Raw genomic sequence first — 26,652 nt, 5'->3', positions numbered from 1 at the left:
AAGTATAAAAAATTTTGGAGGTTCCCCCCATGTCTGCAACGTCAGCGGTCTCATTACCAAAGGATGCCGCACGGCCCATGAGTGCCGGCGAGAAGAAGGTCATCCTGGCCTCCTCGCTCGGCACCGTGTTCGAGTGGTATGATTTCTATCTCTACGGATCGCTCGCCGCGATCATCGGCGCACAGTTCTTTTCGGCCTACCCGGAAGCCACGCGCAACATCTTCGCCCTGATGGCCTTTGCCGCCGGCTTCCTGGTCCGCCCCTTCGGTGCGCTGGTGTTCGGTCGTCTCGGCGACCTGGTGGGCCGCAAGTATACCTTCCTCGTCACTATCCTGATCATGGGCATCTCGACCTTCGTGGTCGGCCTGCTGCCGTCCTACGCCACGATGAACGAGTACGGCGTCGGCTGGGTCGCACCCGTGGCGCTGCTGGCGTTGCGCATGCTCCAGGGCCTCGCCCTCGGCGGTGAGTACGGCGGCGCGGCGGTCTACGTGGCCGAGCACGCTCCCCCCGGGCGTCGCGGCTTCTACACCGCCTTCATCCAGACCACGGCGACCCTCGGGCTGCTGTTGTCGCTGATGGTGATCCTGTTCACCCAGATCTACGTCAACGCGAACTACGCGCCCGTCGCCACCACCCTCGCCGATGGTTCGGCCGGGACGATCACGCCCTTCGCCGCCTGGGGCTGGCGCATTCCGTTCCTGGTCTCGATCGTGCTGCTCGGTGTCTCGGTCTGGATCCGTCTGCAGATGCAGGAGAGCCCGGCCTTCAAGAAGATGAAGGACGAGGGCACCGGCTCGAAGGCACCGTTGTCCGAGGCGTTCGGCCAGTGGCGCAACGCCAAATGGGCGCTCCTCGCGCTCCTCGGCCTCACCGCCGGCCAGGCCGTGGTCTGGTACACCGGCCAGTTCTACGCGCTGTTCTTCCTCCAGACGATCCTGAAGGTCGATCAGTTCACGGCCAACGTGCTCATCGCCTGGTCGCTCATCCTCGGCACCGGCGGGTTCCTGTTCTTCGGCGCACTCTCCGACAAGATCGGCCGCAAGCCGATCATCCTCGGCGGTTGCGTGATCGCGGCACTGACCTTCTTCCCGCTGTTCAAGGCGCTGACCGCGGCCGCCAACCCGGCCCTGCACGCGGCCCAGCAGAGCACGCAGGTGGTGGTCAAGGCCGATCCGGCGGATTGCTCGTTCCAGTTCAATCCGGTGGGAACGGCCAAGTTCACGAATTCCTGCGACATCGCCAAGGCGCTGCTCGCGCGCTCGGCCGTGAACTACACCACCGAGCCCGCCGCTCCCGGCACCAAGGCCACCGTCACCGTCGCCGGCAAGGAGTTCGCCGCCGCCGATCCGACCTTCGCCAAGGATATCGGCGCGGCCCTCACCGCCTCCGGCTACCCCACCGCCACCAACCCGAGCATCGTGAAGATCGCCATCGAACCGAAGGACGGCCTGTCGAACTTCGCCAAGATGATCGACATCTTCTCGGTCCAGAAGCTGACGATCATCGGTATCCTGACGATCCTCGTCCTCTACGTGACGATGGTCTACGGCCCGATCGCGGCGGCCCTCGTCGAACTGTTCCCGACGCGCATCCGCTACACCTCGATGTCGCTGCCCTACCATATCGGCAACGGCTGGTTCGGCGGCCTTCTGCCGGCCACGGCCTTCGCCATGGTGGCCCAGACCGGCGACATCTATTTCGGCCTCTGGTACCCGATCGTCATCGCCCTCGCGACGGCCATCATCGGTGCCCTGTTCATCCCCGAGACCAAGGACAGGGATATCTTCACCTGGGACGACCGCCCGGCGCGGTAGTCCTCGATCGGGGGCGTCGGACCGGGCTCTCCGCCACGGTCCGACGCCGGACGTGAAGCCCCCGATGTTCCGCCATGAAAAAAAAGGGCCCCGGATCGCTCCGGGGCCCTTTCTCGTGTCGTCCGCGCGCGGAGCCCGTGTGCCGTCAAGCAGCCTCGACGGTCTCCGCATGGGCCGCCTGCAGGGCGTGATGATCGGCCATCGTCTGCCAGGCATAGCGCATGGCGAACTCGGCCACCGCCTCGTCGAAGGCGTCGCCCTTGCCGAGATAGCCGGCGATCATCGCCGCGTCCCCGGAGCGGGCATGGGCACGGGCGAGCGTGGTGCCGCAGAGCCGGGCATAGGCTTTGGGGCCGCTCTCGGCGAGGATCTCGGCGACGGCCGAGAGCTTCTTGTTCTTGAGCTGTCGCACGTAATAGGAGCGCCCGCTCACCTCGGAATGAGCGGTGCCGAGGAACATGTCGCTGGCCGCCTGCATGATGCGCTGGCCGTCGATCACCCGCTGACCCTCGGATGCGAGGAAGAACGGGCTCAGGGCGAGCTGACCCAGGACCGAAGGCCGGGCTTCCTTGATCTGCAGGAACAGCGGCGCGCCATCCGCGTCGGAGTAGAGCCCCACGGCGCAGACCGTGCCCACCGAGCCGATGCCCACCACCTTGAAGGCGACGTCGCGCTGCATGTAGCGCAGGGTCAACAGGTTGCGGTCGGCCTGGAGGCTCTGCGGATAAGCGAGCAACGCGGCGGCCGCTTCCTGCACCGCCTCGGTCAGGCCGTTCGGACCTTCGTGGAAGATCGTCGGGTCCTTGTCGGCGATGCGCCACTGGGCCGGGTCCGAATGGAAGGTCGCCGGGTCGAGGTCCGGGGCGTCGCCATGGCTCAGACCGTCGGCGGTCTCGGAGGCCGCATCGGCCAGGAGGCGCCGGCACAGGTCCCCATCGCCGAGGCGGCCGATCTCTTCATCGAGGTCGATGCGGCTGTGCCAGATCGCCAGGGGCGAGAGATAGGACAACTCGCGAATGTGCTCGCGATAGGCGCAGACGCTGGCGCGAGCCGCGCGATACGCCTTGTCCTCGCCCTGGGCGAAGGCGGCGACGGCGACGCTGGCGGCGAGGCGCTTCACGTCGATGGTGAAATCGACGTTCCAGAGCGTCTCGTCGAAGTCGTTGATGTCGAACAGGGTCTGGCCCTCGGCGCTGCGATACACGCCGAAGTTGCCGATGTGGCAATCGCCGCAGGCCTGGACCGGGATGCCCGGAACCGGAACGCCGGCGAGATCGGAGGCCATCACGGCGGCGGCCCCGCGCAGGAAGGCGAACGGACTGGCCCGCATCCGCTCGTGGCGCAGGGGGATCAGCTCGAGCAGCCGGCCCGCATCGTTCGCCCGCAAGACAGCCAGCGGATCGCGGTTTTCGGCCGGGTACCAATCGGCATGCGACTCCCGGGGGACCGAATCGCGCAGGCGCTTGCCGGCCGCCCGGCGCTCCGCGCGATTGGAGGAAAGATACGTGTTGGTCATGGAAGATAGCCTCGACAGGGCGATGCGCGCAGGCCGTTCGCCGCACACCGCGCGGCATCAGTGCCGGAAGTGGCGATGTCCTGTAAACACCATGGCGAGCCCGGCCTCGTCGGCGGCCTTGATCACGTCGGCGTCCCGCATCGATCCGCCGGGCTGAATCACCGCCGTGGCGCCGGCTTCCGCCGCCGCGATCAGGCCGTCGGCGAAGGGGAAGAAAGCGTCCGAGGCCACCACCGAGCCCTTGGCGAGGCTCTCCGCCGCGCCGATGCGCTTGGCGCCCTCCGCCGCCTTCCAGGCGGCGATGCGCGAGGAATCCACCCGCGACATCTGCCCGGCGCCGATGCCCACCGTGGCACCGTTCCTGGCGTAGACGATGGCATTCGACTTGACGTGCTTGGCGACGCGGTAGGCGAAGCGCAGGTCGGCATATTCCTGCGCCGTGGGCTCGCGCTTCGTCACCACCTTCAGCGTCATGTCGTCGACCACGGCCGCGTCGCGGCCCTGGACCAGGATGCCGCCGGCGAGGTTGCGCATGGAAAAGCCCTTGGCGCGCGGGTCGGGCAGGCCGCCTGTGAGGAGAAGGCGCAGGTTCTTCTTGGTGGCGACGAGGGCGATCGCCTCCTCGGTGGCGTCCGGCGCGATGATCACCTCCGTGAAGATCTCGACGATCCGCGCGGCCGATTCGGCATCCAGCGTGCGGTTGAGGGCGACGATGCCGCCGAAGGCCGAAGTGGGGTCGCAAGCCAGCGCCCGCTCGTAGGCCTCCGCCAGGGTGTCGCCTTCGGCGACGCCGCACGGGTTGGCGTGCTTGATGATCGCCACCGCGGCGGCGCGGGCCGGGTCGAACTCGGCGACGCATTCATAGGCCGCGTCGGTATCGTTGAGGTTGTTGAAGGACAGTTCCTTGCCCTGGAGCTGGCGGGCGCTGGCCACACCGGGCCGAACGAGGCCGGGCGTCCGGTAGAAGGCCGCCGATTGGTGCGGGTTCTCGCCATAGCGCAGGGATTGGGCGAGCGTGCCGCCGAAGGCGCGGAAGGCCGGGGCCGCCTCCATCTCCACATGGTCGGCGAGCCAGGAGGCGATGGCGGAATCGTAGGAAGCGGTGCGGGCGAAGGCCTTCTGCGCCAGCCGCCTGCGGGTCGCGGCCCCCAGCGTGCCGTTGCCGGCTTCGAGCTCCGAGAGGATCGCGCCGTAATCGGCCACATCCACCACCACCGCCACGTCGGCATGGTTCTTGGCCGCCGCGCGGATCATCGCCGGGCCGCCCACATCGATGTTCTCGACCGCGTCGTCATAAGCGCAGGGTTTCGCGATCGTCGCCTCGAACGGATAGAGATTGACCACGAGCAGGTCGATGGCGCCGATGCCGTGGGCGGCCAGCGCCGCCTGATGCTCGGGATCGTCGCGCACGGCGAGGAGGCCGCCATGCACCGCCGGGTGCAGGGTCTTCACCCGCCCGTCCATCATCTCGGGAAAGCCGGTGATCTCGGCGACTTCCGTGACCGGCAGTCCCGCCTCGCTCAAGGCCCGGTGCGTGCCGCCGGTGGAGACCAGGGCGACGCCGCGCTCGGACAGCGCGCGGGCGAAATCCACGAGGCCCGTCTTGTCGGAGACGGAAAGGAGTGCGCGGGCAACCCGCGCCTGATCATGCGACATCGTCGAGAACCGTCCGGCACAGGGCAGAATCTGCCCCTGAAACGCGGCGGGTACCACAGATGCCGCCCTATCGGCTACCGCGCCGCCTCATCGGCCACCGGCGCCTCGCTCCGGGCGGGATCGTTCCGCCCCGGCGCCTGCGCGAGGTGCAGGAAGCGCCATCGCACCCGCGTGCCCTCCCCCGCTGTCACGTAGAGGACGATCTGGTCGGTCCGCCGCGCACCCGTCAGCCCCGCGAAATACACGCTCTCCTCCAGGGCCAGGGCCGCGCCGTCGGCCTCGAACCGCCAGACCTCTCCCAGGGGCGAGGCCAGGTCGACCCCTCCGCCCTCGGCCGCATTGGCCGCGATGGCGGGATGGAGGTGGAAGCGGATCGCCGCCTCCGGCGGGCGCAGCCGGATGCGATTTCCCTTGTGGGCCACCGACACGAAGGCATCCTCGCCTTCGAGCCCGGCGCCGTCCGGGAGGAGGCACCAGCGCCGCTCGTGGACGATCCCGAATTCCGCGGCATAGCCGTCATGGCGGCCGGCGAGGATCAGCGAGCCGCCATCGGTCGTCCGCTCGGATTTGACCGCGCGCGGGCCGCGCACCAGCACGGGTCCGATCCGCCCGATGAGCCAGTCCGACGCCCAGCGACTTCCCACCCCCTCGCTGGCGCCGAGGAACCGGCAGGACGAGGAATCTCCCACCGTCGCGGTGGAATGGGCGGCGGTGCTGCGGGCAAGGCGCCGCAGCTCCGGGCCGCTCGCCGGCAGGCCGCAATTGATCACCACCCGCTGGGGGCCGCTCGACATCTCGAAGGAAAGGCAGCCGGCCCCGGCATTCATCGAGAAGGGCAGCGGCGGCGGCGCACCCACATCGGCGACCACGACGACCCGGCCGCTCTCCAGCCGCTCGTAGCCGGAATTCGGCGCGTGCATCATCGGCTGCGCCAGGGCGCCGTCATAGACCAGCAAGGTGGCGAGATGGTCCGCCGCCGTGGCGCCCATGCCGTTGAAATGGCTCAGGGACGCATCGCCGTGGCGCAGGAGGCGCAGCAGGGGCAGCATGCGGTCGATGGCATGGAGCAAGGCCACCGGCGGATCGAGGCTGCGGCTGAGGAAGCTCTGGCGCAGGGGCAGAAGGTCGAGGAGGAGCTCCATGGCGAAGCGCGGGTCGCGGCTACGAGGGCCGCCATCCGCCATGATCTGCCGGTCGAGCTCGCGCGACAGGATGCGCGTGGCCCGGCGCAGGATCGGTTGAATGCCCTCGCAGCACAATCCGGCATAGCACAGGGCCACCACCGCCAGGAGCCGCGATTGCGGTGGCAGGCCCCGGCGCAGGGAGCGTTCGAGGTCTCTGGCGCCGCGCCCCACCGCCTTGAGGAAGGCCTGGTAGAAGGCGTGGTCCGCCCCTTCCAGCACGAGGGGCGACTGGCACAGGAAGGAGATCAGCCGCCGTGCCGCCACGGGCACGGGCGCGGCCAGGGCCTCGTCGCCACGGCCGGCGATGAAATCCGCCACGAAGGCGCGGGCATTGGCGCGCGCCAGCGCCGTGTCGGCGGCGCGCAGGTGGCGCAGCCAGCCGAAGCCGTAGAACGCATCCGCCCATTCCGGCGAGGGCGGCGCGTAATCGAAGGGCGAGCGGCCGCTCACCGAGAGCGAGCGCCCCGCGAAGACGAACAGGCCGGCATAGATATCGTCGGCGAAGGTGGCGTCGCTGGTGCGCAGATCGTGCGGGGCGATCACCAGAGCGCTGACACGGGCGCGCGCGAGCAGGTCCGGGCTCGCGGTGAGGCGTGCGGAGACGCCCCGCGCCGAGCGCGCGATCTCACGCCCGACGAGCCGATAGAAACGCCAACGATCAGCCCCCCAACCCACGCACGCCTTTCCTCCAGCACCGCGACCCGGATGGCCATCGTGCCGGATGTCGTCCCATCTGAAAGCTAAGCCGTGCCTATTAACCAACAATTAAGGATGCCGATACTCATCGCGCCGCCTCGTGGCCTCTCCGCTCGGGATTTCCCCCTCCGGAGTGGCGCCGCGAACAGGGGAAAGGTTGGGCACCACCACGGCCCGGCAAACTGTATTTTTTGGCGAACTCGGCCGGAACGGTTGAATGCTGCACAGGTTATACACAGCGCCAGCGAGTTTCGTTCCTGCAGCCTCCAGCAATGGCAGTGTGCCTGTGACTGTCATCCCCGTCTTCAAGCGCGCCGGTCTCTTGATGTCCGCCGCGGCGTTATTGTGCACGTCTGGCGCTGCGATGGCCCAGAACGTTCAAGACCGTGGCCTCGGCGGCCTGTTCGAGGCTTTGTTCTCTCCGGCCCGCCCAGCGGTGGAAGCGCAGCAGCCCGCTCCCGCGATCGAGTTGCCGCAAAGGTCCCTGACGATCCGGCGCGAGGCGAACCGCCCGCGCCCGAAGATCCGTTACGCCGCCCTGCCGAAGAGCGAGCCGCTGCAGCTGCAGATCGGCGACCGCCAGACGCCGATCCCGCTCTCATCCGGGCCGATGGCCGCCCTCCTCAAGGATCCAACCCTGCGCCCCGGCGACATCGTCGTGCTGAAGGACGGCGCCCGCGTCTTCACCGGCAACGAGGACAAGACCCATACCGCGCGGGATTTCGAGCCGGTGAGCCGCTCCGCTTCGGTCGATCGCAAGACCAAGGCGCTCCTGTCCATGATGATCGCCCCGGTGGGCGCATTGCCGCCCGACGAGGTGCGCAAGTTCATGGCCCGGCTGAAAAAGGCGGCGCCCGCGAGCGACGTGAACGGCGCGGCGCAGATTCAGACGGTCTCCATGCGGGTGATCACGCCGTAGGGCGGGCGCCTACCGAAGATACGTCACGCTATACAAAGTCCGTCGCAACTCGCTCTCCGTCACCCAGATGCGACCATTGTCGCAGCGCTCGCGGATGCCGTCGCGCATGCGGCCGCAATATTCACCGGTATTGTCCTGGATTCGATACTGGCAAACATCGCCCGCCTTGCGGCGGCCGATGACCGGGCTCGCATGGTCGGCGAACAGGTCGGGATCCTTCGGGTCGCGGTCCTCCAGGAGATACCAGCTGTAGCCCACGGTCGGCACGCGGCCATGGTCGAGGGCGTAATCCACCATGGCCAGGATGCGGTCGAGCTTCGGCCTGCTCGGATGGCGGCCGGATTCGATCATGTCGGCGAAATCGGCCTGGCTCGCCGCCACGCGGTAGGAGACCGGCAGGAGCGGCACCGGCAGCGGCGTCCGGCGGCAAGCCGTCTCCACATGGGCGATCCAGGCCGCGTTGAACGGATCGGCCCATCGCCCGCGCAGATGGGTCGCGGTGGCGGCTACAGCGCGAAAGCTCTGGCGCGTCGGGCGAAGCTTCGTCCGGTAACGCAGCGCGCGTAACGCCGGCATCACGTAGCGATAGCCGTCGTTGGACGGCAGGTCGCGGTCCTCGCAATACCCGCCGATATTGTAGAGGAGCGCTGCCGTATCCTCCTCGCCGCCCTCGATCTTGTCGAAATACGGTTCCAGGCTCGGATTACCGTCCTTGGTCACCTCCGCATTGTTGCGGCTCCAGGCGATGTCGGCCCGGTAGGCAGGGTGCGCGCGAAGATGGCGTTTCAGATGCGGGTCCGCGATCGCCTCCAGGCGCGCAGGGTCGGCGAAGTAGAATTTCGTCGCCACGTCGAGGGGCGAGACCGATTTGCCGACTCGGTGCGAGATCATGTCCGCCGTGGCGTAGGCAAAGCAGATCGCGCTCTCGCCCTGGTTCAGGGGCAGGTCTTTCGGCGAGGGCGAAATCCCCACGTCGCGGGTGCCGGTATGGATCTCGAACGGGATCGTCAGCGAGACAGGGGCGCAGGCGGGATTGCGGGCATAGGCCGGCGCCACCGGCAGGATGCGGCGGTCGGTCCCGTCGGCCCCGGCCTGTCCGACGAGAGGCAAGACCGCGAACAGTCCGGCAATGGCATGGCGGAAGCCCCGCACCGTGCGCCTTAGGCTTTCCGAACCAGACGGCTCGCGAAGAACCCGTCGATCCCGCCACGGACCACCGCAGGGGCACCTTCGCCATCGACCCTATCGCCGGACAGATGCGAGGGCAGCGTACGAAGATCACCGTCGCCGTTGATGAGCTCGCCGAGGCCGCCAACCTCTTCGGGGCGGATCGCGAGCCGTTCGAAAGCCGGATTGCGGGCGAGGAAGGCGGCGACCTGCCCCTCCCCCTCCTCGGGCTCCAACGAGCAGGTGCAGTAGACGAGACGCCCCCCCGGCTTCACCAGGGTGGCCGCGCGGTCGAGGAGGCGGCGCTGCAGGCCGCCGAGGCGCCCGACATCCCCGCCGGCCTTGGTCCAGGCGACATCGGGATGGCGGCGGATGGTGCCGGTGGCCGAACAGGGCGCGTCGAGGAGCACGGCGTCGAACGTGCCGGCGTCGGTCTCGGGCAATTGGGTGGCATCGCCGACGCGGATCTCGGCCTTCAGCCCGAGGCGGGCGAGGTTCTCGGACAGACGTTCGAGGCGCGGGGCCGAACGGTCCACGGCCACCACCTCCGCCCCCGTAGCGGCGAGCTGGGCGGTCTTGCCGCCCGGCGCGGCACAGAGATCGGCCACGCGCTGCCCCGGCCCGACCGCGAGCAGGCGGGCGGGGATGGCGGCGGCGGCGTCCTGCACCCACCACGCGCCCTCGCCGTAGCCGGGCAGGTCCGAGACCGCCGAGCGCACCTCGTGCAGGCGGATGCTGCCGGTGGGCAGGGCGACCCCGCCGAGGCGCTCGGCCCATTCCGTCGCGCTGCCGCGCGGTGTGATGTCGAGGGCAGCGCCCGAGAGATGGGCCGAGGCGATGGCCCGTGCCGTGTCGGGTCCATAAGCGGCGCTCCAGCGGGCGGCGAGCCAGTCCGGGGTGTTCTGCGCCAGGGGATCGGACGCCTCGGCCGCGATGGCGTCCCGCTCACGGATGACCCGGCGCAGGATGGCGTTCACGAGGCCGGGCGTGTGCTGCAGGTAGGGGTCGCCCTTGGCGAGGCGGACCGAGAGATCGACGGCGGCATGGTCCGGCACGTTGAGATCGAGGATCTGCACGGCGCCGGTGACGAGGAGGGCCACCAGCCTCGGCTGGTCCGGCGGCAGGCCCTGAGTCATGCGGGCGGCCAGCATCCGCCGCAGGAAGCCGAGGCGGCGGAAGGTGGCGGTGGCGATGGCCCGCGCCAGCGATGCGTCGGCGGCGTCGAGGCCGGCGTCGACGCCCGCCTTGGCCAGGGCGTCCTCGAGGGCGAAGGCGCGGCCCTGCACGAGGAGATCGGCTACGGCGGCATGGGCCACCTGCCGGGCGGCGAGGCCCGGAACCGTGCGGTCGATCGTCGTCGCCGGCCCATCCGCGTTGCGGCGTGTCGCCATGAATGCCACTTTCCGTGTCCGAGGCCCGGTCACCCGGAGCCAATCCCAACGGATGCCCTCCCATCCGGCCCACCGAGATGCAAGCCATGACGACATCCGACGACGCGGAAAACGCCGAGATCCCGCCCCGCCCCGCCTTGACGCCCGCCGCAGAGCGGGCTCTGGCCGAGGCCGCCGACCGACGCGCTGCCATCGACGCGAAGGCGGCGGAGATCTCCGCCGCCCGCGAGCGCCAGGGCCGTGGTGGCCTGGAGCCCGTCCGCTACGACGATTGGGAAGTCAAAGGCATCGCCGTCGACTTCTGAGAGCGGGCTCAGCGCGTGACGTAGACCTGCGTGCCCACCGAGACGCGCCCGTAGAGATCGACCACGTCCTGATTGTACATGCGGATGCAGCCATAGGACGCGTAGGTGCCCACCGAATTCGGACGGTTGGTGCCGTGGATGGCGTACTCACCGCCCGCCAGGGTCATCGCCGCCGCGCCCATCGGGTTGTGCGGCGAGCCGCCGGCGATCACGTCGGGCAGGCGCGGGTTGTCACGCTTGACCTCGCGCGGCGGCGACCAGGCCGGCTCGACATATTTGCCGTCGATCTTGGTGGCGCCGGTCCATTGCTTGCCGGGCTTGCCCACCGCCACGGGATAGCGGATCGCCGTGCCGTCGCCGTTGACGAGGTAGAGCCGGCGCTCCGAGGTGCGGACCACCACGGTACCGGGCATGACGGCCTGGTCGAAGGCCACGAGTTCGCGGGACGCGGCCGGTGTCGCGGCAACCCCCACACTCAAGACTGTTGCGGCCAAACAAGCGGCGAACCCATTACGCGCGAACATCTGTCGTCATCCCCGAAAGCGTGACCGTGAGCTTCACGATAAGCAGCGATCGAGATTGCCGTTCCGGTTACCGGTGGGGGTCATCGGCCGGATACGCACCGGAATGATGGAGCGCGGTTAAACGGCGCCCCTCACACTCGCGCTAAAGGCGAGCAGTCCTATTAGGCTTTGATAAAGGCTTGCCTCGCTCACCGCTCCAGCAGGACGGAAGCCGTCTCGTCGCGCTCCTGCCAGCCATGCCGGACGAGTTCGGGATCGTCGTGCTCCTCCACCGGATAGCCGACGCAGAGATAGGCGACGAGGCGCCAGGAGGCGGGAACGTCGAGATGCGACGTGACGCAATCGGGCTCGATGATCGACACCCAGCCGACGCCAAGCCCGTGCGCCCGCGCGGCGAGCCAGAAGGTGTGCACCGCCGTGACCACCGAGTAGCGCAGCATTTCCGGCATGGTGGCGCGGCCGAGGCCGAACCCGTTCGTCGTACCCTCGTCGCAGAAGATCGCGAGATGGATGGGTGCCTCGCGCAGGCCCGCGAGCTTCAGGCGGGTATAGGCTTCGCGGCGCTCGCACTCGTAGGTCTCGGCCGCCGCATCGTTGCAGCGCTCGAAACTCGCGGTCACCGCCCCGCGCCGCGCCGGGTCGGCGACACGGACGAAACGCCAGGGCTGGCTGTTGCCCACGGACGGGCTCAGCATCGCCAGGGCCAGGCAGCGCTGAAACACGGCCTCATCCACGGGATCGCTGCGAAAGCGGCGCACGTCGCGACGCCAGGCGAACAGCTCGCCGAGCGTCTCGCGAAAGCCGGGATCGAACCTCACCAAGTCCTGCCGTGCAATCACTGCCATCCCTTGTCGACGAGGCCGCCTTGGCCGCTCGCCCCTGTCAGCCGCCGCCGGAATCCGGCAGTCCACCAAAGTGGCGGTAGAATGCGAAGGGCGGCCGAGGCCATCGAAAAGGATTTTTAGACCAGAGCGGACCGTCATGGCAGAAAAAAAGGCCGCACTCCGGAGAGGCGGCCTGAAGTCCTTGGGTCTCGAAACCTCTGGAGTGTCGCTCCCGTGACATCGGTAGACTCCCGAAAGCTGGGGAGCATGGATATCGGCCGCCCGACCGAGCACGGGACCGACGAGGTTCGGCAACAGGTATCATCTTCTATCGCGGCCGACGATGGGCGATAACGGGGCGAAATCGTGACGTTGTGTTGCCAGTCCGTGGCTGGTGCCGGTGCGCACGCGGCGGTCGACCGGGCTTGCAGGCTCGGAGTGGGAGGCCCATCATTCCTCCTTTGCGGCGATCGTCGAGTCGCCGGAACCGAGGAGCGAGGATGGACGAGGGGACCGGAGCCGAGCCGCGATCGAAGGATTCCACGAGCCGCGTCGTGCCGTTCCCGACGGCTCCGGTGGTGCCGCAGGTCGCCTTCGACCGTTCCGAACTCAGGACCCTGTTCAACCTCTACGGCCGCATGGTCTCGGCCGGCGAATGGCGTGACTACGCCCTCGACTTCCGCCGCGACAAGGCGGTGTTCTCGATCTACCGCCGCTCGTCCGAGACCCCCCTGTTCCGGGTGGAGAAGGATCCCAAACTCGCCCGCCGGCAGGGCGCCTTCGCGGTGATTTCCGCCGCCGGCATCGTGCTCAAGCGAGGGCACGACCTCGCCCGTGTCCTGGCGGCGCTGGAAAAGCCTCTTCGCGTGGTGTGATCGCCCCGGTCACGGGATGAAGAACGGGAGCGCCTCCCAACGGATCGGAGGCCAACCCCATCGCCGCGCGCCGATGGAATACAGGGCGCCGAGCACGAACAGCGTGGCGATGCCGGCAATGATGGCCGCGCCGAAGCCGGCCCATGCGCCGGCGCCGATCGCAGCGGCGACGCTGACGCCGACGATGGCGTAGGTCGGCACGTCGCTGGGCGGCGGCGTCTCCCGCCCTGGGCCACGCCCGATTTTCGGCACCACCGGTTTACCCACCGCGATATCCTCGCAGGTTCGCAGCAGCGGAAACGAAAAAGGCCCCGGCGTTTCCGCCGAGGCCTTTCGATCCGCGTTCCGATGGCTCGCTTAGCGGCGATCGCCGAGCAGCTGGAGCAGGAACTGGAACATGTTGATGAAGTCCAGGTAGAGGGTCAGAGCGCCGTTCACCGACAGCTTGGCCGCACCCTCGGCATCGGCACCGCTGTAGAGGAACATCTCCTTGAGCTTCTGCGTGTCGTAGGCGGTGAGGCCTGCGAAGATCAGGACGCCGAGCACCGAGATGGCGAACTGAAGCGCGCTCGAGGCCAGGAAGATGTTCACGATCGAGGCGATGAAGAGGCCGATCACGCCCATGATCAGGAACGAGCCCATCCCCGAGAGGCTGCGCTTGGTGGTGTAGCCGTAGAGGCTGAGACCGCCGAACGTCGCCGCCGTGATGAAGAAGACCCGGACCACGCTGGCGCCCGTGAAGGCGAGCAGCATCGACGACATCGAGGCACCCATCACCGCCGCGAAAGCGAAGAACGTGAGGCGTGCCGCAGAGGCCGACATCCGATCCATGCGCATCGTGAAGATGAAGATGAAGGCGAGCGGGGCCAGCATCAGAACGTACTTGAACCACGTGCCGTAGATGAAGACGCCCGCCTGGTTCAGCGGAACGCCCTTGTAGTTGGCGACGATGGTGCCGGTCTGGACGGCCATGTTCAGGCCGAGGGCCACGAGGCCGGAGATCCCGAGGCCGACGACCATGTTGTTGTAGACGCCGAGCATGAAGCTGCGCAGCCCCTGATCGACATCGACCTGGGAGCCGGCATAGCCCTGGGGCTGGGCGCCGTAGCGGAAGGGACTGTTATCGAATGCCATGGGAGATTCCCTTGGAAGCTCTCTCAGCGTGTGATTTGGAACCGAGGCTCACGCACAGGACCTCTGGCACGTGACCGCGCCTTGAGCCGAAATATGTTCCGTCATGCCGCTCCGCACAAGGGGGCGGCCGAGCTTTGCGGCCCGGGAATCACCGCTTCTGACCTCTATCTTTATTTGGATGAGGGCGGATTAAATCTCGTTCATCATCCGCGCGGCGCACCAGAGCTATAGTGACAAGTCATAAACCATGACTTCGGCGTCGTCTTTCTCCGTCGATGGGGAGGCGGACGACCGTCCGGCCTCAGAATTGACGCAGGTAGGGAGCCGGTTTCTGGCCGAGGATGCGCCATGTCCCGGCCAGTCCGAGGACGATCGCGAAGACCACCGCGAGGGTGGATGCGACGAGGGCACCGGAGAGGTCCAGGGCGAAGTCGAGCTTCATCACGCGGGTCACGATGGTCCAGCCCGCGAGCGTGCCGGCGAGAAGCCCGAACAGGGCGGTGGCGATACCCAGGGCGCCGTATTCCAGCGTGTAGGCCAGGAGCAGGCGCCCGCGCGTGGCGCCCAGGACCTTCAGCACGACGGCATCGTACAGCCGGGCGCGGTGCCCCGCCGCGATGGCGCCGGCGAGCACGAACAGGCTCGCCACCACGGCGACGCCACTGGCGGCGCGAATCGCCAGGACCAGCTTGCCGACGATGTCGTTGACCGTGTCGAGGGCGTCCTTCACCCGCACGCTGGTCACCGACGGAAAGGCACGGGCGACGTCGCGCAGGATCAGAGCCTCGGTCCTGGCGTCGGGTCCGCCCGCCAGGGTGAGGGTGGCGAGGTCCGAATGCGGCGCACCCCGGAACGTGCCGGGCGAGAAGACCATGACGAAGTTGATGCCGAGGTTGCGCCATTCGACCTTGCGCAGGTTCGCGACTTTCGCCGTCAGATTCCGCCCCAGGACGTTGACCGTGACGGTGCCGCCGACCCCGAGATTCAGCGCGCGGCCGAGTTCCGCATCGAAGGACACCAGGGGTTTCGCCCCCTCCTCCGCATTCCACCACGAGCCGGCGACGAGGTTCGATCCCTCCGGGAGATCCTCGGCATAAGTGATCCCGCGGTCGCCATCGAGCACCCAGGCGGCATCCTCGGGCGGCTTGATCGCGGCGGCGGGGGTGCCGTTGATGGCGACGATGCGCCCGCGCATCATCGGCACGCGCTCGATCTTGCCCCCCGGCGTGAGCTTGCCCAGCTCCGCATGGAACCCGTCCGCCTCCGCCGCCGGGATATCGAGGAAAAACAGGTTCGGTGCACGGGCCGGCAGCGAGCTCGTCAGCGTCCGCCGGACATTGGCGTCGATCAGGCTCAGCGTCACCAGCAGGGTCACCCCGAGGCCAAGCGACAGGACGATGGCGGGAGTGAGCGCGCCGGGGCGATGGAGGTTGGCCAAAGCCATGCGGGGTGCCGCCGAACGCGGCCGGGGCAGGCGCCGCGCCCCGGCCATGAGGCCGAGGGCGACGAGACGCAGAAGCCCGAAGGCGAGGCCGGCCGCCACGATGAACATCAGCGCCACCCTGCGGTCGAACGCCGTGGCTAGCGCAAGCGCCACCAGGGCGGCAAGCGCCGCGACGAGGATCAGCCGGTAGCGCAGCCGCGTCTTGCGGGTGTCGGGATCGACCACGTCCCGGAACAGGCCGGAGACCGGAACGTCATGGGCGTGGCCCAGGGGAATGATGGCGAAGGCGAGGGCCGTGAGCAGGCCGTAGGCGGCGGCGAGCAGCAGTTCCGCCGGCGCCAGGGTCGGGTTCAACGGCAGCGGAAGCGCATCGTGGAATAGGGCATCGAGGAGGAATGGCAGGCCCGCCCCGATCGCGAGTCCGATCACGGTGCCGAGCCCGGCCACCAGCATCACCTGCGTGAGATAGATGGCGACGACCTGCCCTCCCGGCGCACCGACGCTCTTCAGGGTGGCGATGGACCCGCGCTTCCGCGCCACGAAGGCATTGACCGCATTGGCGACCCCGACCCCGCCGACGATGAGCGCCGTGAGCCCGACCAGGGTGAGGAACTGGGTGAAGCGCTCGACGCTCTTGGCGAAACGCGGATCGGCATTGGACCGCGAGCGCATCTCCCAGCCGGCATCCGGCGCCGCACGGGCGACGGCCGCGATCCGCCGCTCCAGCTCCGCATCGTCGGCGGCGGGCGCCTGGATGCGATAGCTCCACCGGTTGAGGCTGCCCGGCCGGATCAGCCCCGTCGCCTGAAGCGTCTCGGCGGAGACGAGGAGGCGCGGGCCGAAGCCGATGCCGTTGGCGATCTTGTCCGGCTCGGAGACCAGCGTGGCCCGGATGGCGATCGGCTTGCCGGCGATCTCGATCCGGTCGCCGACCGTGAGGTCGAGGCGCGTCAGCAGGACCGGATCGGCGACGGCGCCGAACACGCCATCCTTCTCGGCCAGCAGATCGTGGAGCGGCACGGCCGGGTCGGTGACGAGGTCCCCGGCGGCGGGATAGGCAGAGTCCACCGCCTTGAGTTCCACCAGGGCCGCGCCCTTGTCCCCGGCCAGCGCCATGGCCCGCAGGGTCGTGACCACGGAGACCTTGCCCTGCGCGTCGAGGGCGGCCCGCTCGTCGGGCGTCGCCTCGCGGTTGATCAGACTGTAGGTGAGATCGCCGCCGAGGATGCGCTTGCCCTCTCGGCCGAGACCATCCGTGAGCGAGCGCGAGATCGAGGCGACCCCGGCAATGGCCGCGACGCCGAGCGCGATGCAGGCGAGGAACACGACGAAACCGCCAAGCCCGGCGCGCAACTCGCGGAAGGCGAGGCGCAGGGTGAGCGGGACGCGGCTGGGGCGCGGAGTGGGACGAGGCAGGGTGCCATGCATGGGGTCAGGCCTTCCGCCAAACGCGCGGGTTCAGCCGGATCACGCCGCCACCGCCTCGTCCACAAGCCCCGAGCGCAGGCGCACGGTGCGGTCGCAGAGCTTGGCGAGGCCGGGATCGTGGGTGACCAGAACGAGGGTCGCGCCGCGATCGCGCTTCAGGGCGAAGAGAAGGTCCACGATCTGCCGGCCCGTGGCCTCGTCGAGATTGCCGGTGGGTTCGTCGGCCACCAGGATCGCCGGGTCGGGCGCGATGGCGCGGGCGATGGCGACGCGCTGCTGCTCGCCGCCCGAGAGCTGGGCGGGGTAGTGGTGCAGCCGGTGACCGAGGCCGACCGCTTCCAGTTCCGCCCGCGCCCGCTCGTGCGCACCCGGCTTGTCGGCGAGTTCGAGGGGCAACGCGACGTTCTCCAGGGCCGTCATCGTCGGCACGAGGTGAAAGGCCTGGAACACGATGCCGATGCGCCGGCCGCGAAACCGCGCCAGGGCATCCTCGTCGAGCGCGCCGAGATCGGTGCCCTCCACATGGATCGCTCCCGATTCCGGCCGCTCCAGGCCCGCCATCACCATCAGCAGGGTCGACTTGCCCGAGCCGGAGGGGCCGACGAGGCCGACCGCCTCGCCGCGCGCCACGTCGAGGGAGATGCCACGCAGGACATGGACCCGCGCCGCCCCCCGGCCGAGGCTGAGATCGATCCGCGACAGGGCGATCGCGGGAGCGTCCACCTTGCCGGGCATCACGGCAGGACCGATCTGTGTGAGACCATCGTCATGAACACCATAGGTCGAGGCTGTGCGGGAATGGGTCTGTGTCATACGTCACGCGACGAGGTCGATATGGTTCGTCTCGCCCCACCACGCCAGCATTCCCGCCGGGCGACGCTGGTAATGGCACTCTTTGCCGCATTGGGTACGGGAATCGGCCATGCCGCCGCACGCCCCCTCAACCTCGTGGCCTTCGGCGACAGCCTGACCGCCGGGTACCGCCTGCCCTCGGCCGCGGCCTTCCCCTCCGTGCTGGAACGCGAACTGAAGGCCAGGGGCCGCGCCGTGTCGATCGCCAATGCGGGCGTTTCCGGCGACACCAGCACCGGCGGGCTCGACCGGCTCGACTGGTCGGTCCCCGACGGGACCGACGGGGTCATCCTCGAACTCGGCGCCAACGACATGCTGCGCGGCACCGACCCCGCCGTGACGAGAAAGGCCCTCGACACCATCGTCTCCCGGCTCAAGGCCCGTAACATCCCGGTCCTGCTCGCCGGCATGAAGGCCTCGACCAATCTCGGGCCGGACTACGTCGCGCGGTTCGACGCGATCTATCCCGATCTCGCCCGGCAACACGGCCTCGTCCTCTACCCATTTTTCCTTGAGGGCATCCTCAACGACCGGCGCTTCAACCTGGAGGACGGGCTCCACCCCAACGTGAAGGGCGTCGAGACCATCGTCGCCGGCATCCTGCCCACGGTGGAGACCTTCCTCGACCGGCTCGGCACGGCGCAGAAGTAGAGCGATGCCGCGCCTGTTCACCGCCCTCGAACTCCCCGACGACATCGCCGAGGCCGTGTCGCGCTATCAATGCGGCCTGCGCGGCGCGCGCTGGATCGAGCGCGGCGACCTCCACATCACCCTGCGCTTCCTCGGCGACGTGGACGACGAAGTGGCCGAGGCGTTCCATGCCGGCCTCGTCGAAGCGCGCCCGCGCCCGCCTCTCGACGTGACACTGACCGGACTCGACGCGTTCGGCGGAGACAGGCCTCGCGCGATCATCGCAGGCGTGACTGCCGGCCCCGACTTGCTCGACCTGCAGGAGGAGCACGAGCGCATCGCCCGCGCCGCCGGTGCCGAGCCGGAGCGACGCAAGTTCACGCCCCACGTGACCCTGGCTCGTCTCGCCAAGCGCGACACCCAGGCACCGGACGTGGCGGAGTATTTCGCCGAGAGAGGCCTGTTTCCGGCTTTGCGGTTCACCGCGACGCGGGTGGCGCTGTTCTCGGCGCGGGAATCGCGGGGCGGCGGGCCGTATGTGGTGGAGGCGGCGTATCCGCTGGGCTGAGGGATACGCTCCGGCTCACAGCCGCCGCAGCGCCACGCTCTCGATTCGATGGCTCGCGCCCTTGGCCAGGATCAGGCTCGCGCGCTGGCGCGTCGGCAGGATGTTGTCGCGCAGGTTCGGCAGGTTGATCGTGGTCCAGAGGTTGTCGGCGATCTCCAGGGCCTCGGCCTCCGTTACTTCGGCGTATTTGCGGAAATACGAGAGCGGATCACGGAAGGCGGTCTGGCGCAGGCGCAGGAAGCGGTTGACGTACCAGCGGTGCAGGTCGTCCTCGTGCCCGTCGAGATAGATCGAGAAATCGAAGAAGTCGGAGACGAAGGGGATCGCGGTGCCGTCGCGCGGCAGGCGCGCCGGCTGGAGGACGTTGAGCCCCTCGACGATGAGGATGTCGGGGGATTCCACCACCCGCTCCTCGCCCGCCACCACATCGTAGACGAGGTGGGAATAGAGCGGCGCCGCCACGCTCTTCTTGCCGGCCTTGATGTCGGTGAGGAAGCGCAGGAGGGCGGCGGTGTCGTAGCTCTCGGGAAAGCCCTTGCGCTCCATCGCGCCCATGCGCTTCAGCTCGGCATTGGGCAGCAGGAACCCGTCGGTGGTGATGAGGTCGACCTTCGGCGTGTTAGGCCAGCGGGCGAGCAGCGCCTTGAGGACGCGGGCGGTGGTGGATTTGCCCACCGCCACCGAACCGGCCACCCCGATGATGTAGGGGACCTTCGCCTCGCGCTCTGCCAGCAGGAAGCGCTGGGTCGCCTTGAACAGCCCCTGCGTCGCCGCGACGTAGAGGGAGAGCAGCCGCGACAACGGGAGATAGATCGCCACCACCTCCTCGATGGAGATGGGATCGTTGAGCGATTGCAGGCGGCTGACATCGTCCCCCGTCAGCGTCAGCGGGGTGTCGGCGCGCAGCTGAGCCCATTCTTCACGGGAAAACAGGCGATAGGGCGATAGGCGCTCGGGGCCGATCCCCGTCACCGGGTCCTGGCCGAGGGCGGGATCGCGCTCGGATACGATGGCGATGGGCCGTGACGGCTCGACGGTCACGGGTGCCTCCGGGCCGCTTTCTCGGCGATGCCGCTCTGGGCGGTGCGGCGCTCGAGTTCCGCCATCACCTCCGGCAGGGCGACGCCGCCGGCGCGCAGCAGCACGAGGAGGTGGTAGAGCACGTCCGCCGCCTCGCTCACGAGCCCTTCGCGATCGCCCTGCACGGCGGCGATGGCGGCCTCGACCGCTTCCTCGCCAAGCTTCTTGGCGGGCTTGGCCGGCCCGCCGGCCAGGAGCTTGGCCGTGTAGGACTGGTCCGGCGGCGCGGCGGCGCGGTCGGCGATGAGGGCGTCCAGGTCGCTCAGGGTGAAATCGGTCATGCGATCCTAGCTCTCGGCAGGCCGGACGATGCACGCAACGGCGACGAGCCTGCGGCACGGGAAGGGATTGGGCAAGGGTCGGACCTCGGCGCCGTGACCCGTCACGGGTCGAGCCGCATGTGCAAGCCGGCCTTCGCCATATGCGCCTTGGCCTCGGCGACGGTGTGCTGGCCGAAATGGAAGATCGAGGCGGCCAGCACCGCGCTGGCGCCACCGTCGCGCACGCCTGCCACGAGGTCGTCGAGGCCACCGACGCCACCCGAGGCGATGACCGGCACCGAGACCGCGTCCGAGATCGCCCGCGTCAGGGCGATGTCGTAGCCGGAGCGCATCCCGTCCCGGTCCATGGAGGTGACGAGGAGTTCGCCGGCGCCGCGCGCCGCCACGGTCCGGGCGAACTCGATGGCGTCGAGCCCGGTGGGCTTGCGCCCGCCATGGGTGAAGATCTGCCAGGCATCCGGCTCGCCCGGGGCGGAGGTCCGCTTGGCGTCGATGGCGACGACGATGCACTGGCTGCCGAACTTGAGGGCGCCGCGCTCCACGAAGGAGGGGTCGTTCACCGCCGCCGTGTTGATCGAGACCTTGTCGGCCCCGGCGAGGAGCAGGGTGCGGATATCCTCCACCGTGCGCACGCCGCCGCCCACGGTGAGCGGCATGAAGCAGGCCTCGGCCGTGCGGCTCACCACGTCGAGCAGGGTGCCGCGGGCCTCGTGACTCGCGGTGATGTCGAGAAAGCAGAGTTCGTCGGCGCCGGCCGCGTCATAGGCCTTGGCCGCCTCCACCGGATCGCCGGCATCGCGCAGTTCCAGGAACTGGACGCCCTTGACGACGCGCCCGTCCTTCACGTCGAGGCAGGGAATGATTCGGGTCTTCAACATGGTGGACCTGTCACGCTTGCGGCCGATCCGGGTCGCACGCATCGGGCCATGCCCGTCCCTGCACCATTCCGTCAACTCGGCGACGGGGATCGGCACCATTTTGCAGGGTCGTTCGCCGAGATTTGAAACCCGAACCGGGCGTCGAGAACTCTCGGCCCTATCCCCACAGATCCGGCGTCGGCGGATGGATCAGGCTGCCGTCGAAGCGCAGGGCCGGCTCGCGGTCCCGCGCCAGCAGCAGGGGCCCGTCGAGATCGACATAATCGGCGTGGTGGGCGAGCAGCATGGCGGGCGCCATGGCCAGCGACGTGCCGACCATGCAGCCGATCATCAGCGAGAGCCCCCGCGCCTTTGCCTCGTGCGCCAGCATCACCGCCTCGGTGAGGCCGCCGGCCTTGTCGAGCTTGATGTTGATGGCGTCGTAGCGGTCGGAGAGCGCGTCGAGGCCGGCGCGGTCGTGCAGGCTCTCGTCGGCGCAGATCGGGATCGGCCGGGCGATACGGGCGAGCAACGCGTCCTCGCCGGCGGGGAGCGGCTGCTCGATGAGGCCGACCCCCGCGGCGAGGCAGGCGGCCAGGTTCGCCTCGATGGTCTCTCCGCGCCACGCCTCGTTGGCATCGACGATCAGGCGCGATTCCGGCGCGCCGCGACGCACGGCGGCGATGCGCTCGGGATCGCCTTCTCCGCCGAGCTTGACCTTGAGCAGGGGCCGGTGCGCCGCGCCGCGTGCGGCCTCCTCCATGCTCTCCGGCGTGCCGAGGCTCAGCGTATAGGCGGTGGTGGCGACCTGCGGCGGGCTCAGGCCCGCGATTTCCCAGGCCGGGCGGCCGCGCTGCTTGGCCTCCAGATCGAGCAGGGCGCAATCGACGGCGTTGCGCGCCGCTCCCGCCTTCATCAGCGTGAGCAGATCGGTGCGCGTGGCCCCCGCCGCGATCGCGTCGGCCTGTTCGGAAATCAAGGCGCAGACGCTCTCGGGGGATTCGCCGTAGCGCGGATAGGGCACGCATTCGCCCCGGCCCAGATGGCCGTCGGCATCGTCCGTGATGGTGGCGAGCACCACCACCGCTTCCGTGCGGCTGCCCCGCGCGATGGTGAAGGCTCCGGCGATGGGGAAGCGCTCCACCGCGACCGTGAGGCGGCGGGTCATGCGGCGCTCCCGGCGGGGAACTCCGCCAGCAGGCGGTCGATGATCCCGTCGACCCCGAAGCGGACCGGATCGGTGGCGGGCAACCCGTGCTCCCTGGTGAGGTCCTGGAGCAGGGTACGGGCCTCGTCCTCCCCGAGCTTCTGCGTGTTCACCGCGATCCCCACCGGGCAGATGCCGGGATTGGTGAGGCTGCCGAGCTGGATCGTGAGGTCGATCACCTGCTGGATCGACGGCAGCGGATGCGCCACGCCGCGCATGGCTTTGCGGCTCGGCTCGTGACAGACGACGAAGGCGTCGGCCTGGGCGCCGTGGAGCAGGCCGAGGCTGACGCCGGCGAAGGACGGGTGGTAGAGCGAGCCCTGACCCTCGATCAGGTCCCAATGGTCCGGGTCGGCCGCGGGAGCGATCCATTCCACGGCGCCGGAGATGAAGTCGGCCACCACCGCATCGATGGCGACGCCTCGGCCGGAGATGAACACGCCGGTCTGGCCGGTGGCTCGGAAATCCGCATCGAGGCCGCGCTCGCGCATGCCGCGCTCCAGGGCGAGGACGGTGTATTTCTTCCCCACGGAGCAATCGGTGCCGACGCTCAGCAAGCGACGTCCCGGCCGCCGGATGCCCTTGCCGGTGTCGAAGGTCTCGGTGGTGTGGCGCACGTCGTGCAACTGGCGGCCGTTCTTCTCGGCCGCCTCGGCGATCTCCGGCAGCGAGCCGAGGCGCACGTGAAGGCCGCTGGCGATGTCGAGCCCCGCATTCAGGGCGGCCACGACCTCCGACACCCAATGCGTCGGGAGCACGCCGCCGGCATTGGCGACACCGATGACCATGGTCCGGCAGCCCTTGGCCACGGCCTCGTCCAGGGTCAGGTCCGGGATGCCGAGATCGGCGGCGCAGCCGGGCAGGCGCCACTGGCCGACGCACCAGTCCGGCCGCCAGTCGGCGATGCCGTAGGCGGTCTTGGCCGCCAACGTATCGGGCACGTCGCCGAGGAACATCAGGTAGGGCGTTTCGATCTGCATCTCGCGGGCACCCATCGCAATCGCGGTCTTCCGAACCGTTCCCGCCGTCTATGCGCGAAGCGGGCGGTGCTGCCAAATGCCGGACGACGACCGACCGCCACGGGCGGAGTTCCGCGAAACGATCTGGCGCCGACGAGGCCGCGTCAGTCCTCAGCGAGGATGGCGAACGAAGCGGATCGGGACCGTGATCACCATGTGGGACATCGGAGCGCCTTCGGGGAACGGGATGTAACGCGCGCCCACTCGAAGGATCTCCTTGGCAAGGGAGTCGATATACGGAGACCCGGAACTCTCCTTGATATGAAATTCCTCGATGATTCCCGAACGGTTTATCGTGAACATCACCGTCGTCATCCCACTGAATTGGGAGCGGTAGCCGGTGTTTCGCGCACGAACGAGGATAATCTTTGCAAGCTCGATCTGATATTCGCGCATCGGGCCGGAAAATTGGTCCGGATCGAGCCTCCAGGCAAACGAGGAGGGGATCGACACGAATATCAGACAGATTGCGACGGCGATTCTCAAAACATAGAGTTTACTCATTGATAGCGCCACGGCTCTCGCCAATCTTGAATACTAATTCTGTGAAACATAGCCATTAGAAGATCGCCGCCGCAAGCCTTCCGTAACGGCCCGTCGTTGGCCGCCCCCCGGCAGGCATTCCATCACGCGGTGACATCCGGCGAGCGCTCGTCCGACCGGCGCGGTGCACTGACGGAATCGGCACTTGCGGTCGGCATCGTTGTCGGGTGTGGTCCCCGGCGATCAAAGGCTGAAGGGGAGACGGCCATGAAGATGTACGGCAACTGGCGCTCGGCCGCCGCTTTCCGGGTGCGCATCGCCCTCAACCTCAAGGGCCTCGCCTGCGAGGAGACCTTCATCGATCTCGATGCCGGCGACCAGTTCAAGCCCGAGTATCTCGCCATCAACCCGCAGGGCGCCGTGCCGGCCTTCTTCGACGGCGACGGCCCTCCCCTCACCCAATCGCTGGCGATCCTCGACTATCTCGAGGACATCCATCCCGAGCCGGCCCTGCTGCCGAGCGATCCGAAAGCCCGGGCGCGCGCCCGCTCCCTGGCGCAGGTGGTCGCCTGCGATACTCATCCGCTCTATGTTCCGCGGGTGCGCAACTACCTGATGTCGGCCTACGACATCCCGAAGGACGGCATGATGGGGTTCGTGCGGCACTGGTTCGAGACCGGGCTCAAGACGCTGGAGACCCGCCTCGCCCACGAGCCCGGCACCGGCCGCTATGCGCAGGGAGACGCGATCAGCCATTCCGATCTCTGCCTCGTGAGCCTCTGGGTCGGCACCGGCATCTTCAGCGTCGAGACCGCGCCCTATCCCACCGTGAGGCGGATCGCCGAGGATTGCCTGGGGCAGGAGGCGTTCGCCAGGGCGCATCCCCTGCGCCAGCCCGGCGCGCCCGCGTGAGAATATCGGCCGGGCTGCGTAGCTGAGGCTGCCGTTCAAAAAAGATTTTGCCTATAAGACCCGAGCGGAGAAAAAGGCGGGCTGCCTGCCGCTCAAGTTTAAGGGACGAGGGACGCATGGTACCGGGCGAAACCGTGGACAACCTCCACCGCATCGTGGTCGTCGGTGGAGGCGCGGCTGGGCTTCAGCTCGCCACCAAGCTCGGCGACACGCTGGGCCGGAAGGGCAAGGCGCACGTCACCCTCGTGGACAGGGCACGGACCCATATCTGGAAGCCGCTGCTGCACGAGGTCGCCGCGGGCAGCCTCGATGTCGGCCACCACGCCGTGGACTATCTCCACCACGCGCATCAGCATCATTTCCGCTATCGCATCGGCTCGATGACGGGGCTCGACCGGACCGCGCGCACGATCCAGCTCGCCGCGAGCCACGATGCCGAGGGCCGCGAGGTCACACCCGTCCGCTCGATCCCCTACGACACGCTGGTCCTGGCGGTGGGCTCGACCACCAACGATTTCGGCACGCCGGGGGTGAAGGAGAACGCCATCGCCCTGGACACGCCGGACCAGGCGGTGCGGTTCCACCAGCGCCTCGTCAACGGCATGCTGCGCGCGCACACCCAGGTCGGGCCGGTGCGCCCCGGCCAGCTCCACGTGACGGTGATCGGGGCCGGCGCCACCGGCACCGAACTGGCGGCGGAGCTTCATCGCACCACCCGCGACGTGGCCTCCACCGGCCTCGACAAGATCGACCCCGCCAAGGACCTGAAGATCACCCTCGTCGAGGCGGCGAGCCGGATCCTGCCGGCCGTCCCCGAGCGTCTCTCGGCGGAGGTGATGGCGCTGCTGAACAAGATCGGCGTCGAGGTCCGCACTCAGGCACGGGTGACGGAAGTCCGAGCCGACGGCGTCCAGCTCGCCGATGGCGGGTTCATCCCCTCCGAACTCGTGGTCTGGGCGGCCGGCGTGAAGGCGCCGCCGTTCCTGCAGGAGATCGGCGGCCTCGAGACCACGCGCAACAATCAGCTCGTGGTCACGCCGACGCTCCAGACCACGCGCGATCCCGACATCTTCGCCATGGGCGATTGCGCCTATCTGGTGGAGCAGGGCTCGGACACGCCGATCCCGCCGCGTGCGCAGGCGGCGCACCAGCAGGCGAGCCATCTCATCAAGCAGATCCCGATCAAGATGGCCGGGGAGCCCCTGAAGCCGTTCAAGTACCGGGATTTCGGCTCGCTGGTGTCCCTCGGGGAATATTCCACGGTGGGCAACCTGATGGGCTTCATCCAGGGAAAGAACATGTTCATCGCCGGGCTGTTCGCGCGGATGATGTACTGGTCGCTCTACAAGATGCACGAGCGCGCCCTGCACGGCACGATCAAGACCGCCCTCGACGCCACGGCCCGCGCCCTGACGCGGCGCACGGAGCCGCGGGTCAAGCTTCATTGAACGACCGGATTCGCCGGGGGCCGTGCCGCGCCCCCGGCAGGAACGTGACGAGACACGATCATGATCGACATCATCCAGGGCCTGCAGCAGCGTAATCCGACGCTCGGCCCCTACGTCCTCGTGCTGCGCTCGGATTCCCGCGCACGAGATCCCTCCGACCCGGCACGTCTCTGCGCCGAGGCGGAGGCCTGGATCGCCGAGAAGACCCCCGGCGCGCGTCTGTCCCAGGAGACCGTCCTGATCGCTCCTTATCCGGGTGGAATGCCCACCGAGCGCAGTGTCTCGGTCATGGCCTTCAAGGATGCCATGCAGCTCGCCGCCTTCGCCACGGCCTGGACGGCGGAACCCGAGCCGGAAGACGAGCCGACACCCGAGACCGAGTGATACCGAACATCCCTGATCCTATGGGGTCAGGGAGACCCGGTATGGGATCTT

26 protein-coding genes are annotated in these 26,652 nt (G+C 68.6%); 9 read left to right on the top strand and 17 right to left on the bottom strand.

Translation table 11 applies throughout. The features are described from left to right. The first annotated feature begins 77 nt into the window (after positions 1 to 77). Positions 78 to 1,817 carry an MFS transporter gene (locus ASF08_RS01455; RefSeq protein ID WP_082473001.1) on the top strand — a complete coding sequence of 580 codons (1,740 nt, stop codon included), beginning with the start codon at positions 78 to 80 and terminating at the stop codon, positions 1,815 to 1,817. Between the two features lie 145 nt (positions 1,818 to 1,962). On the opposite strand, the gene ASF08_RS01450 is transcribed toward ASF08_RS01455, so the two are convergent. From ASF08_RS01450 to ASF08_RS01440, 3 genes are all read right to left on the bottom strand, one after another. Further along, positions 1,963 to 3,333 carry a DUF2252 domain-containing protein gene (locus ASF08_RS01450; RefSeq protein ID WP_056140324.1) on the bottom strand — a complete coding sequence of 457 codons (1,371 nt, stop codon included), beginning with the start codon at positions 3,331 to 3,333 and terminating at the stop codon, positions 1,963 to 1,965. A 57-nt stretch (positions 3,334 to 3,390) separates the two neighbouring features. Further along, a complete protein-coding gene (gene purH, locus ASF08_RS01445; protein ID WP_056140322.1) occupies positions 3,391 to 4,989 on the bottom strand; it encodes a bifunctional phosphoribosylaminoimidazolecarboxamide formyltransferase/IMP cyclohydrolase in 1,599 nt (532 codons plus the stop codon). 74 nt (positions 4,990 to 5,063) lie between these two features. Next, a complete protein-coding gene (locus ASF08_RS01440) occupies positions 5,064 to 6,848 on the bottom strand; it encodes a heparinase II/III family protein (RefSeq protein ID WP_056140317.1) in 1,785 nt (594 codons plus the stop codon). A gap of 385 nt (positions 6,849 to 7,233) precedes the next feature. Here ASF08_RS01440 and ASF08_RS01435 point away from each other — a divergent pair, with 385 nt between their 5' ends. Beyond that, on the top strand, positions 7,234 to 7,788 hold the full coding sequence (locus ASF08_RS01435) for a hypothetical protein (RefSeq protein WP_056140315.1): 555 nt from the start codon (positions 7,234 to 7,236) through the stop codon (positions 7,786 to 7,788). Positions 7,789 to 7,797: 9 nt separating this feature from the next. On the opposite strand, the gene ASF08_RS01430 is transcribed toward ASF08_RS01435, so the two are convergent. Together ASF08_RS01430 and ASF08_RS01425 are read right to left on the bottom strand one after the other, a co-directional pair. After that, the gene (locus tag ASF08_RS01430) at positions 7,798 to 8,898 is read right to left on the bottom strand and encodes a hypothetical protein (RefSeq protein WP_244474417.1); all 1,101 of its coding nucleotides are present in this window, start codon (positions 8,896 to 8,898) and stop codon (positions 7,798 to 7,800) included. A 50-nt stretch (positions 8,899 to 8,948) separates the two neighbouring features. Next, complete coding sequence (locus ASF08_RS01425) at positions 8,949 to 10,346, bottom strand: RsmB/NOP family class I SAM-dependent RNA methyltransferase (protein ID WP_056140311.1); 1,398 nt, start codon at positions 10,344 to 10,346, stop codon at positions 8,949 to 8,951. 86 nt (positions 10,347 to 10,432) lie between these two features. On the opposite strand from ASF08_RS01425, the gene ASF08_RS01420 reads away from it, so the two are divergent. Then, positions 10,433 to 10,651, top strand: a complete 219-nt coding sequence (locus ASF08_RS01420) for a DUF1674 domain-containing protein (protein ID WP_018045155.1) — start codon at positions 10,433 to 10,435, stop codon at positions 10,649 to 10,651. Between the two features lie 8 nt (positions 10,652 to 10,659). Here ASF08_RS01420 and ASF08_RS01415 read toward each other — a convergent pair whose 3' ends face one another. Both ASF08_RS01415 and bluB read right to left on the bottom strand, forming a co-directional pair. Beyond that, positions 10,660 to 11,175 (bottom strand): L,D-transpeptidase, encoded by a 516-nt coding sequence (locus ASF08_RS01415; RefSeq protein WP_056140310.1) that lies wholly within the window; start codon positions 11,173 to 11,175, stop codon positions 10,660 to 10,662. Positions 11,176 to 11,363: 188 nt separating this feature from the next. Beyond that, positions 11,364 to 12,020 (bottom strand): 5,6-dimethylbenzimidazole synthase, encoded by a 657-nt coding sequence (bluB, locus tag ASF08_RS01410; RefSeq protein ID WP_056140308.1) that lies wholly within the window; start codon positions 12,018 to 12,020, stop codon positions 11,364 to 11,366. 479 nt (positions 12,021 to 12,499) lie between these two features. Between bluB and ASF08_RS01405 the strand changes: the two genes are divergently transcribed. Further along, positions 12,500 to 12,874 (top strand): DUF2794 domain-containing protein, encoded by a 375-nt coding sequence (locus tag ASF08_RS01405; protein ID WP_056140307.1) that lies wholly within the window; start codon positions 12,500 to 12,502, stop codon positions 12,872 to 12,874. 9 nt (positions 12,875 to 12,883) lie between these two features. Here ASF08_RS01405 and ASF08_RS01400 read toward each other — a convergent pair whose 3' ends face one another. The 4 genes from ASF08_RS01400 to ASF08_RS01385 all read right to left on the bottom strand — a co-directional run bounded on the left by ASF08_RS01400 (position 12,884) and on the right by ASF08_RS01385 (position 17,615). Then, positions 12,884 to 13,141 (bottom strand): hypothetical protein, encoded by a 258-nt coding sequence (locus ASF08_RS01400; protein ID WP_244474416.1) that lies wholly within the window; start codon positions 13,139 to 13,141, stop codon positions 12,884 to 12,886. A gap of 90 nt (positions 13,142 to 13,231) precedes the next feature. Continuing rightward, complete coding sequence (locus ASF08_RS01395) at positions 13,232 to 14,008, bottom strand: Bax inhibitor-1/YccA family protein (protein WP_056140296.1); 777 nt, start codon at positions 14,006 to 14,008, stop codon at positions 13,232 to 13,234. A 301-nt stretch (positions 14,009 to 14,309) separates the two neighbouring features. Further along, positions 14,310 to 16,880: an ABC transporter permease gene (locus tag ASF08_RS01390; RefSeq protein ID WP_056140294.1), complete on the bottom strand. Its 2,571-nt coding sequence runs from the start codon at positions 16,878 to 16,880 to the stop codon at positions 14,310 to 14,312. 39 nt (positions 16,881 to 16,919) lie between these two features. After that, on the bottom strand, positions 16,920 to 17,615 hold the full coding sequence (locus tag ASF08_RS01385) for an ABC transporter ATP-binding protein (RefSeq protein WP_056140836.1): 696 nt from the start codon (positions 17,613 to 17,615) through the stop codon (positions 16,920 to 16,922). A 99-nt stretch (positions 17,616 to 17,714) separates the two neighbouring features. On the opposite strand from ASF08_RS01385, the gene ASF08_RS01380 reads away from it, so the two are divergent. Beyond that, on the top strand, positions 17,715 to 18,383 hold the full coding sequence (locus ASF08_RS01380; protein ID WP_422395311.1) for an arylesterase: 669 nt from the start codon (positions 17,715 to 17,717) through the stop codon (positions 18,381 to 18,383). A gap of 4 nt (positions 18,384 to 18,387) precedes the next feature. Next, complete coding sequence (gene thpR / locus ASF08_RS01375; RefSeq protein ID WP_056140286.1) at positions 18,388 to 18,930, top strand: RNA 2',3'-cyclic phosphodiesterase; 543 nt, start codon at positions 18,388 to 18,390, stop codon at positions 18,928 to 18,930. Positions 18,931 to 18,945: 15 nt separating this feature from the next. Here thpR and coaA read toward each other — a convergent pair whose 3' ends face one another. The 6 genes from coaA to ASF08_RS01345 form a co-directional block, all read right to left on the bottom strand. Continuing rightward, positions 18,946 to 19,941 carry a type I pantothenate kinase gene (gene coaA / locus ASF08_RS01370; RefSeq protein ID WP_056140833.1) on the bottom strand — a complete coding sequence of 332 codons (996 nt, stop codon included), beginning with the start codon at positions 19,939 to 19,941 and terminating at the stop codon, positions 18,946 to 18,948. A 26-nt stretch (positions 19,942 to 19,967) separates the two neighbouring features. Continuing rightward, positions 19,968 to 20,291: a phosphoribosyl-ATP diphosphatase gene (locus tag ASF08_RS01365; RefSeq protein WP_056140283.1), complete on the bottom strand. Its 324-nt coding sequence runs from the start codon at positions 20,289 to 20,291 to the stop codon at positions 19,968 to 19,970. 101 nt (positions 20,292 to 20,392) lie between these two features. Next, the gene (hisF, locus tag ASF08_RS01360) at positions 20,393 to 21,169 is read right to left on the bottom strand and encodes an imidazole glycerol phosphate synthase subunit HisF (protein ID WP_056140829.1); all 777 of its coding nucleotides are present in this window, start codon (positions 21,167 to 21,169) and stop codon (positions 20,393 to 20,395) included. Between the two features lie 157 nt (positions 21,170 to 21,326). Next, positions 21,327 to 22,316: an N-acetyl-D-Glu racemase DgcA gene (dgcA, locus tag ASF08_RS01355; RefSeq protein WP_056140280.1), complete on the bottom strand. Its 990-nt coding sequence runs from the start codon at positions 22,314 to 22,316 to the stop codon at positions 21,327 to 21,329. Beyond that, the gene (gene dgcN / locus ASF08_RS01350; protein WP_056140825.1) at positions 22,313 to 23,335 is read right to left on the bottom strand and encodes an N-acetyltransferase DgcN; all 1,023 of its coding nucleotides are present in this window, start codon (positions 23,333 to 23,335) and stop codon (positions 22,313 to 22,315) included. Before dgcN ends, dgcA begins: the two co-directional genes overlap by 4 nt. 150 nt (positions 23,336 to 23,485) lie before the next feature. Beyond that, positions 23,486 to 23,878, bottom strand: a complete 393-nt coding sequence (locus ASF08_RS01345) for an energy transducer TonB (protein WP_056140272.1) — start codon at positions 23,876 to 23,878, stop codon at positions 23,486 to 23,488. A 246-nt stretch (positions 23,879 to 24,124) separates the two neighbouring features. On the opposite strand from ASF08_RS01345, the gene maiA reads away from it, so the two are divergent. The 3 genes from maiA (at position 24,125) to ASF08_RS01330 (ending at position 26,601) form a co-directional block, all read left to right on the top strand. After that, a complete protein-coding gene (gene maiA / locus ASF08_RS01340) occupies positions 24,125 to 24,769 on the top strand; it encodes a maleylacetoacetate isomerase (protein ID WP_056140269.1) in 645 nt (214 codons plus the stop codon). 116 nt (positions 24,770 to 24,885) lie between these two features. Then, positions 24,886 to 26,217 (top strand): NAD(P)/FAD-dependent oxidoreductase, encoded by a 1,332-nt coding sequence (locus ASF08_RS01335; protein ID WP_027172039.1) that lies wholly within the window; start codon positions 24,886 to 24,888, stop codon positions 26,215 to 26,217. Between the two features lie 60 nt (positions 26,218 to 26,277). Then, positions 26,278 to 26,601, top strand: a complete 324-nt coding sequence (locus ASF08_RS01330) for a hypothetical protein (protein ID WP_018045172.1) — start codon at positions 26,278 to 26,280, stop codon at positions 26,599 to 26,601. The last annotated feature ends 51 nt before the right edge of the window (positions 26,602 to 26,652 follow it).

The organism is Methylobacterium sp. Leaf85 (assembly GCF_001422125.1).
Taxonomy (GTDB): Bacteria; Pseudomonadota; Alphaproteobacteria; order Rhizobiales; family Beijerinckiaceae; genus Methylobacterium; species Methylobacterium bullatum.
Note: the sequence above shows the minus strand (reverse complement) of the source record. Positions and strands in the feature narration are given on the sequence as shown.

What these genes read in the sequence shown, in the direction of transcription:
- dgcN (WP_056140825.1), bottom strand. Translation starts at nt 23,335, where the DNA reads ATGCAGATCGAAACGCCCTACCTGATGTTCCTCGGCGACGTGCCCGAT.
- ASF08_RS01425 (WP_056140311.1), bottom strand. Translation starts at nt 10,346, where the DNA reads ATGGCGACACGCCGCAACGCGGATGGGCCGGCGACGACGATCGACCGC.
- ASF08_RS01455 (WP_082473001.1), top strand. Translation starts at nt 78, where the DNA reads ATGAGTGCCGGCGAGAAGAAGGTCATCCTGGCCTCCTCGCTCGGCACC.
- ASF08_RS01385 (WP_056140836.1), bottom strand. Translation starts at nt 17,615, where the DNA reads ATGCCCGGCAAGGTGGACGCTCCCGCGATCGCCCTGTCGCGGATCGAT.
- ASF08_RS01345 (WP_056140272.1), bottom strand. Translation starts at nt 23,878, where the DNA reads ATGAGTAAACTCTATGTTTTGAGAATCGCCGTCGCAATCTGTCTGATA.
- ASF08_RS01415 (WP_056140310.1), bottom strand. Translation starts at nt 11,175, where the DNA reads ATGTTCGCGCGTAATGGGTTCGCCGCTTGTTTGGCCGCAACAGTCTTG.
- ASF08_RS01395 (WP_056140296.1), bottom strand. Translation starts at nt 14,008, where the DNA reads ATGGCATTCGATAACAGTCCCTTCCGCTACGGCGCCCAGCCCCAGGGC.
- hisF (WP_056140829.1), bottom strand. Translation starts at nt 21,169, where the DNA reads ATGTTGAAGACCCGAATCATTCCCTGCCTCGACGTGAAGGACGGGCGC.
- ASF08_RS01380 (WP_422395311.1), top strand. Translation starts at nt 17,715, where the DNA reads ATGGTTCGTCTCGCCCCACCACGCCAGCATTCCCGCCGGGCGACGCTG.
- ASF08_RS01390 (WP_056140294.1), bottom strand. Translation starts at nt 16,880, where the DNA reads ATGCATGGCACCCTGCCTCGTCCCACTCCGCGCCCCAGCCGCGTCCCG.
- ASF08_RS01450 (WP_056140324.1), bottom strand. Translation starts at nt 3,333, where the DNA reads ATGACCAACACGTATCTTTCCTCCAATCGCGCGGAGCGCCGGGCGGCC.
- ASF08_RS01335 (WP_027172039.1), top strand. Translation starts at nt 24,886, where the DNA reads ATGGTACCGGGCGAAACCGTGGACAACCTCCACCGCATCGTGGTCGTC.
- ASF08_RS01365 (WP_056140283.1), bottom strand. Translation starts at nt 20,291, where the DNA reads ATGACCGATTTCACCCTGAGCGACCTGGACGCCCTCATCGCCGACCGC.
- bluB (WP_056140308.1), bottom strand. Translation starts at nt 12,020, where the DNA reads ATGGCAGTGATTGCACGGCAGGACTTGGTGAGGTTCGATCCCGGCTTT.
- maiA (WP_056140269.1), top strand. Translation starts at nt 24,125, where the DNA reads ATGAAGATGTACGGCAACTGGCGCTCGGCCGCCGCTTTCCGGGTGCGC.
- ASF08_RS01420 (WP_018045155.1), top strand. Translation starts at nt 10,433, where the DNA reads ATGACGACATCCGACGACGCGGAAAACGCCGAGATCCCGCCCCGCCCC.
- thpR (WP_056140286.1), top strand. Translation starts at nt 18,388, where the DNA reads ATGCCGCGCCTGTTCACCGCCCTCGAACTCCCCGACGACATCGCCGAG.
- ASF08_RS01330 (WP_018045172.1), top strand. Translation starts at nt 26,278, where the DNA reads ATGATCGACATCATCCAGGGCCTGCAGCAGCGTAATCCGACGCTCGGC.
- ASF08_RS01405 (WP_056140307.1), top strand. Translation starts at nt 12,500, where the DNA reads ATGGACGAGGGGACCGGAGCCGAGCCGCGATCGAAGGATTCCACGAGC.
- purH (WP_056140322.1), bottom strand. Translation starts at nt 4,989, where the DNA reads ATGTCGCATGATCAGGCGCGGGTTGCCCGCGCACTCCTTTCCGTCTCC.
- dgcA (WP_056140280.1), bottom strand. Translation starts at nt 22,316, where the DNA reads ATGACCCGCCGCCTCACGGTCGCGGTGGAGCGCTTCCCCATCGCCGGA.
- ASF08_RS01435 (WP_056140315.1), top strand. Translation starts at nt 7,234, where the DNA reads ATGGCCCAGAACGTTCAAGACCGTGGCCTCGGCGGCCTGTTCGAGGCT.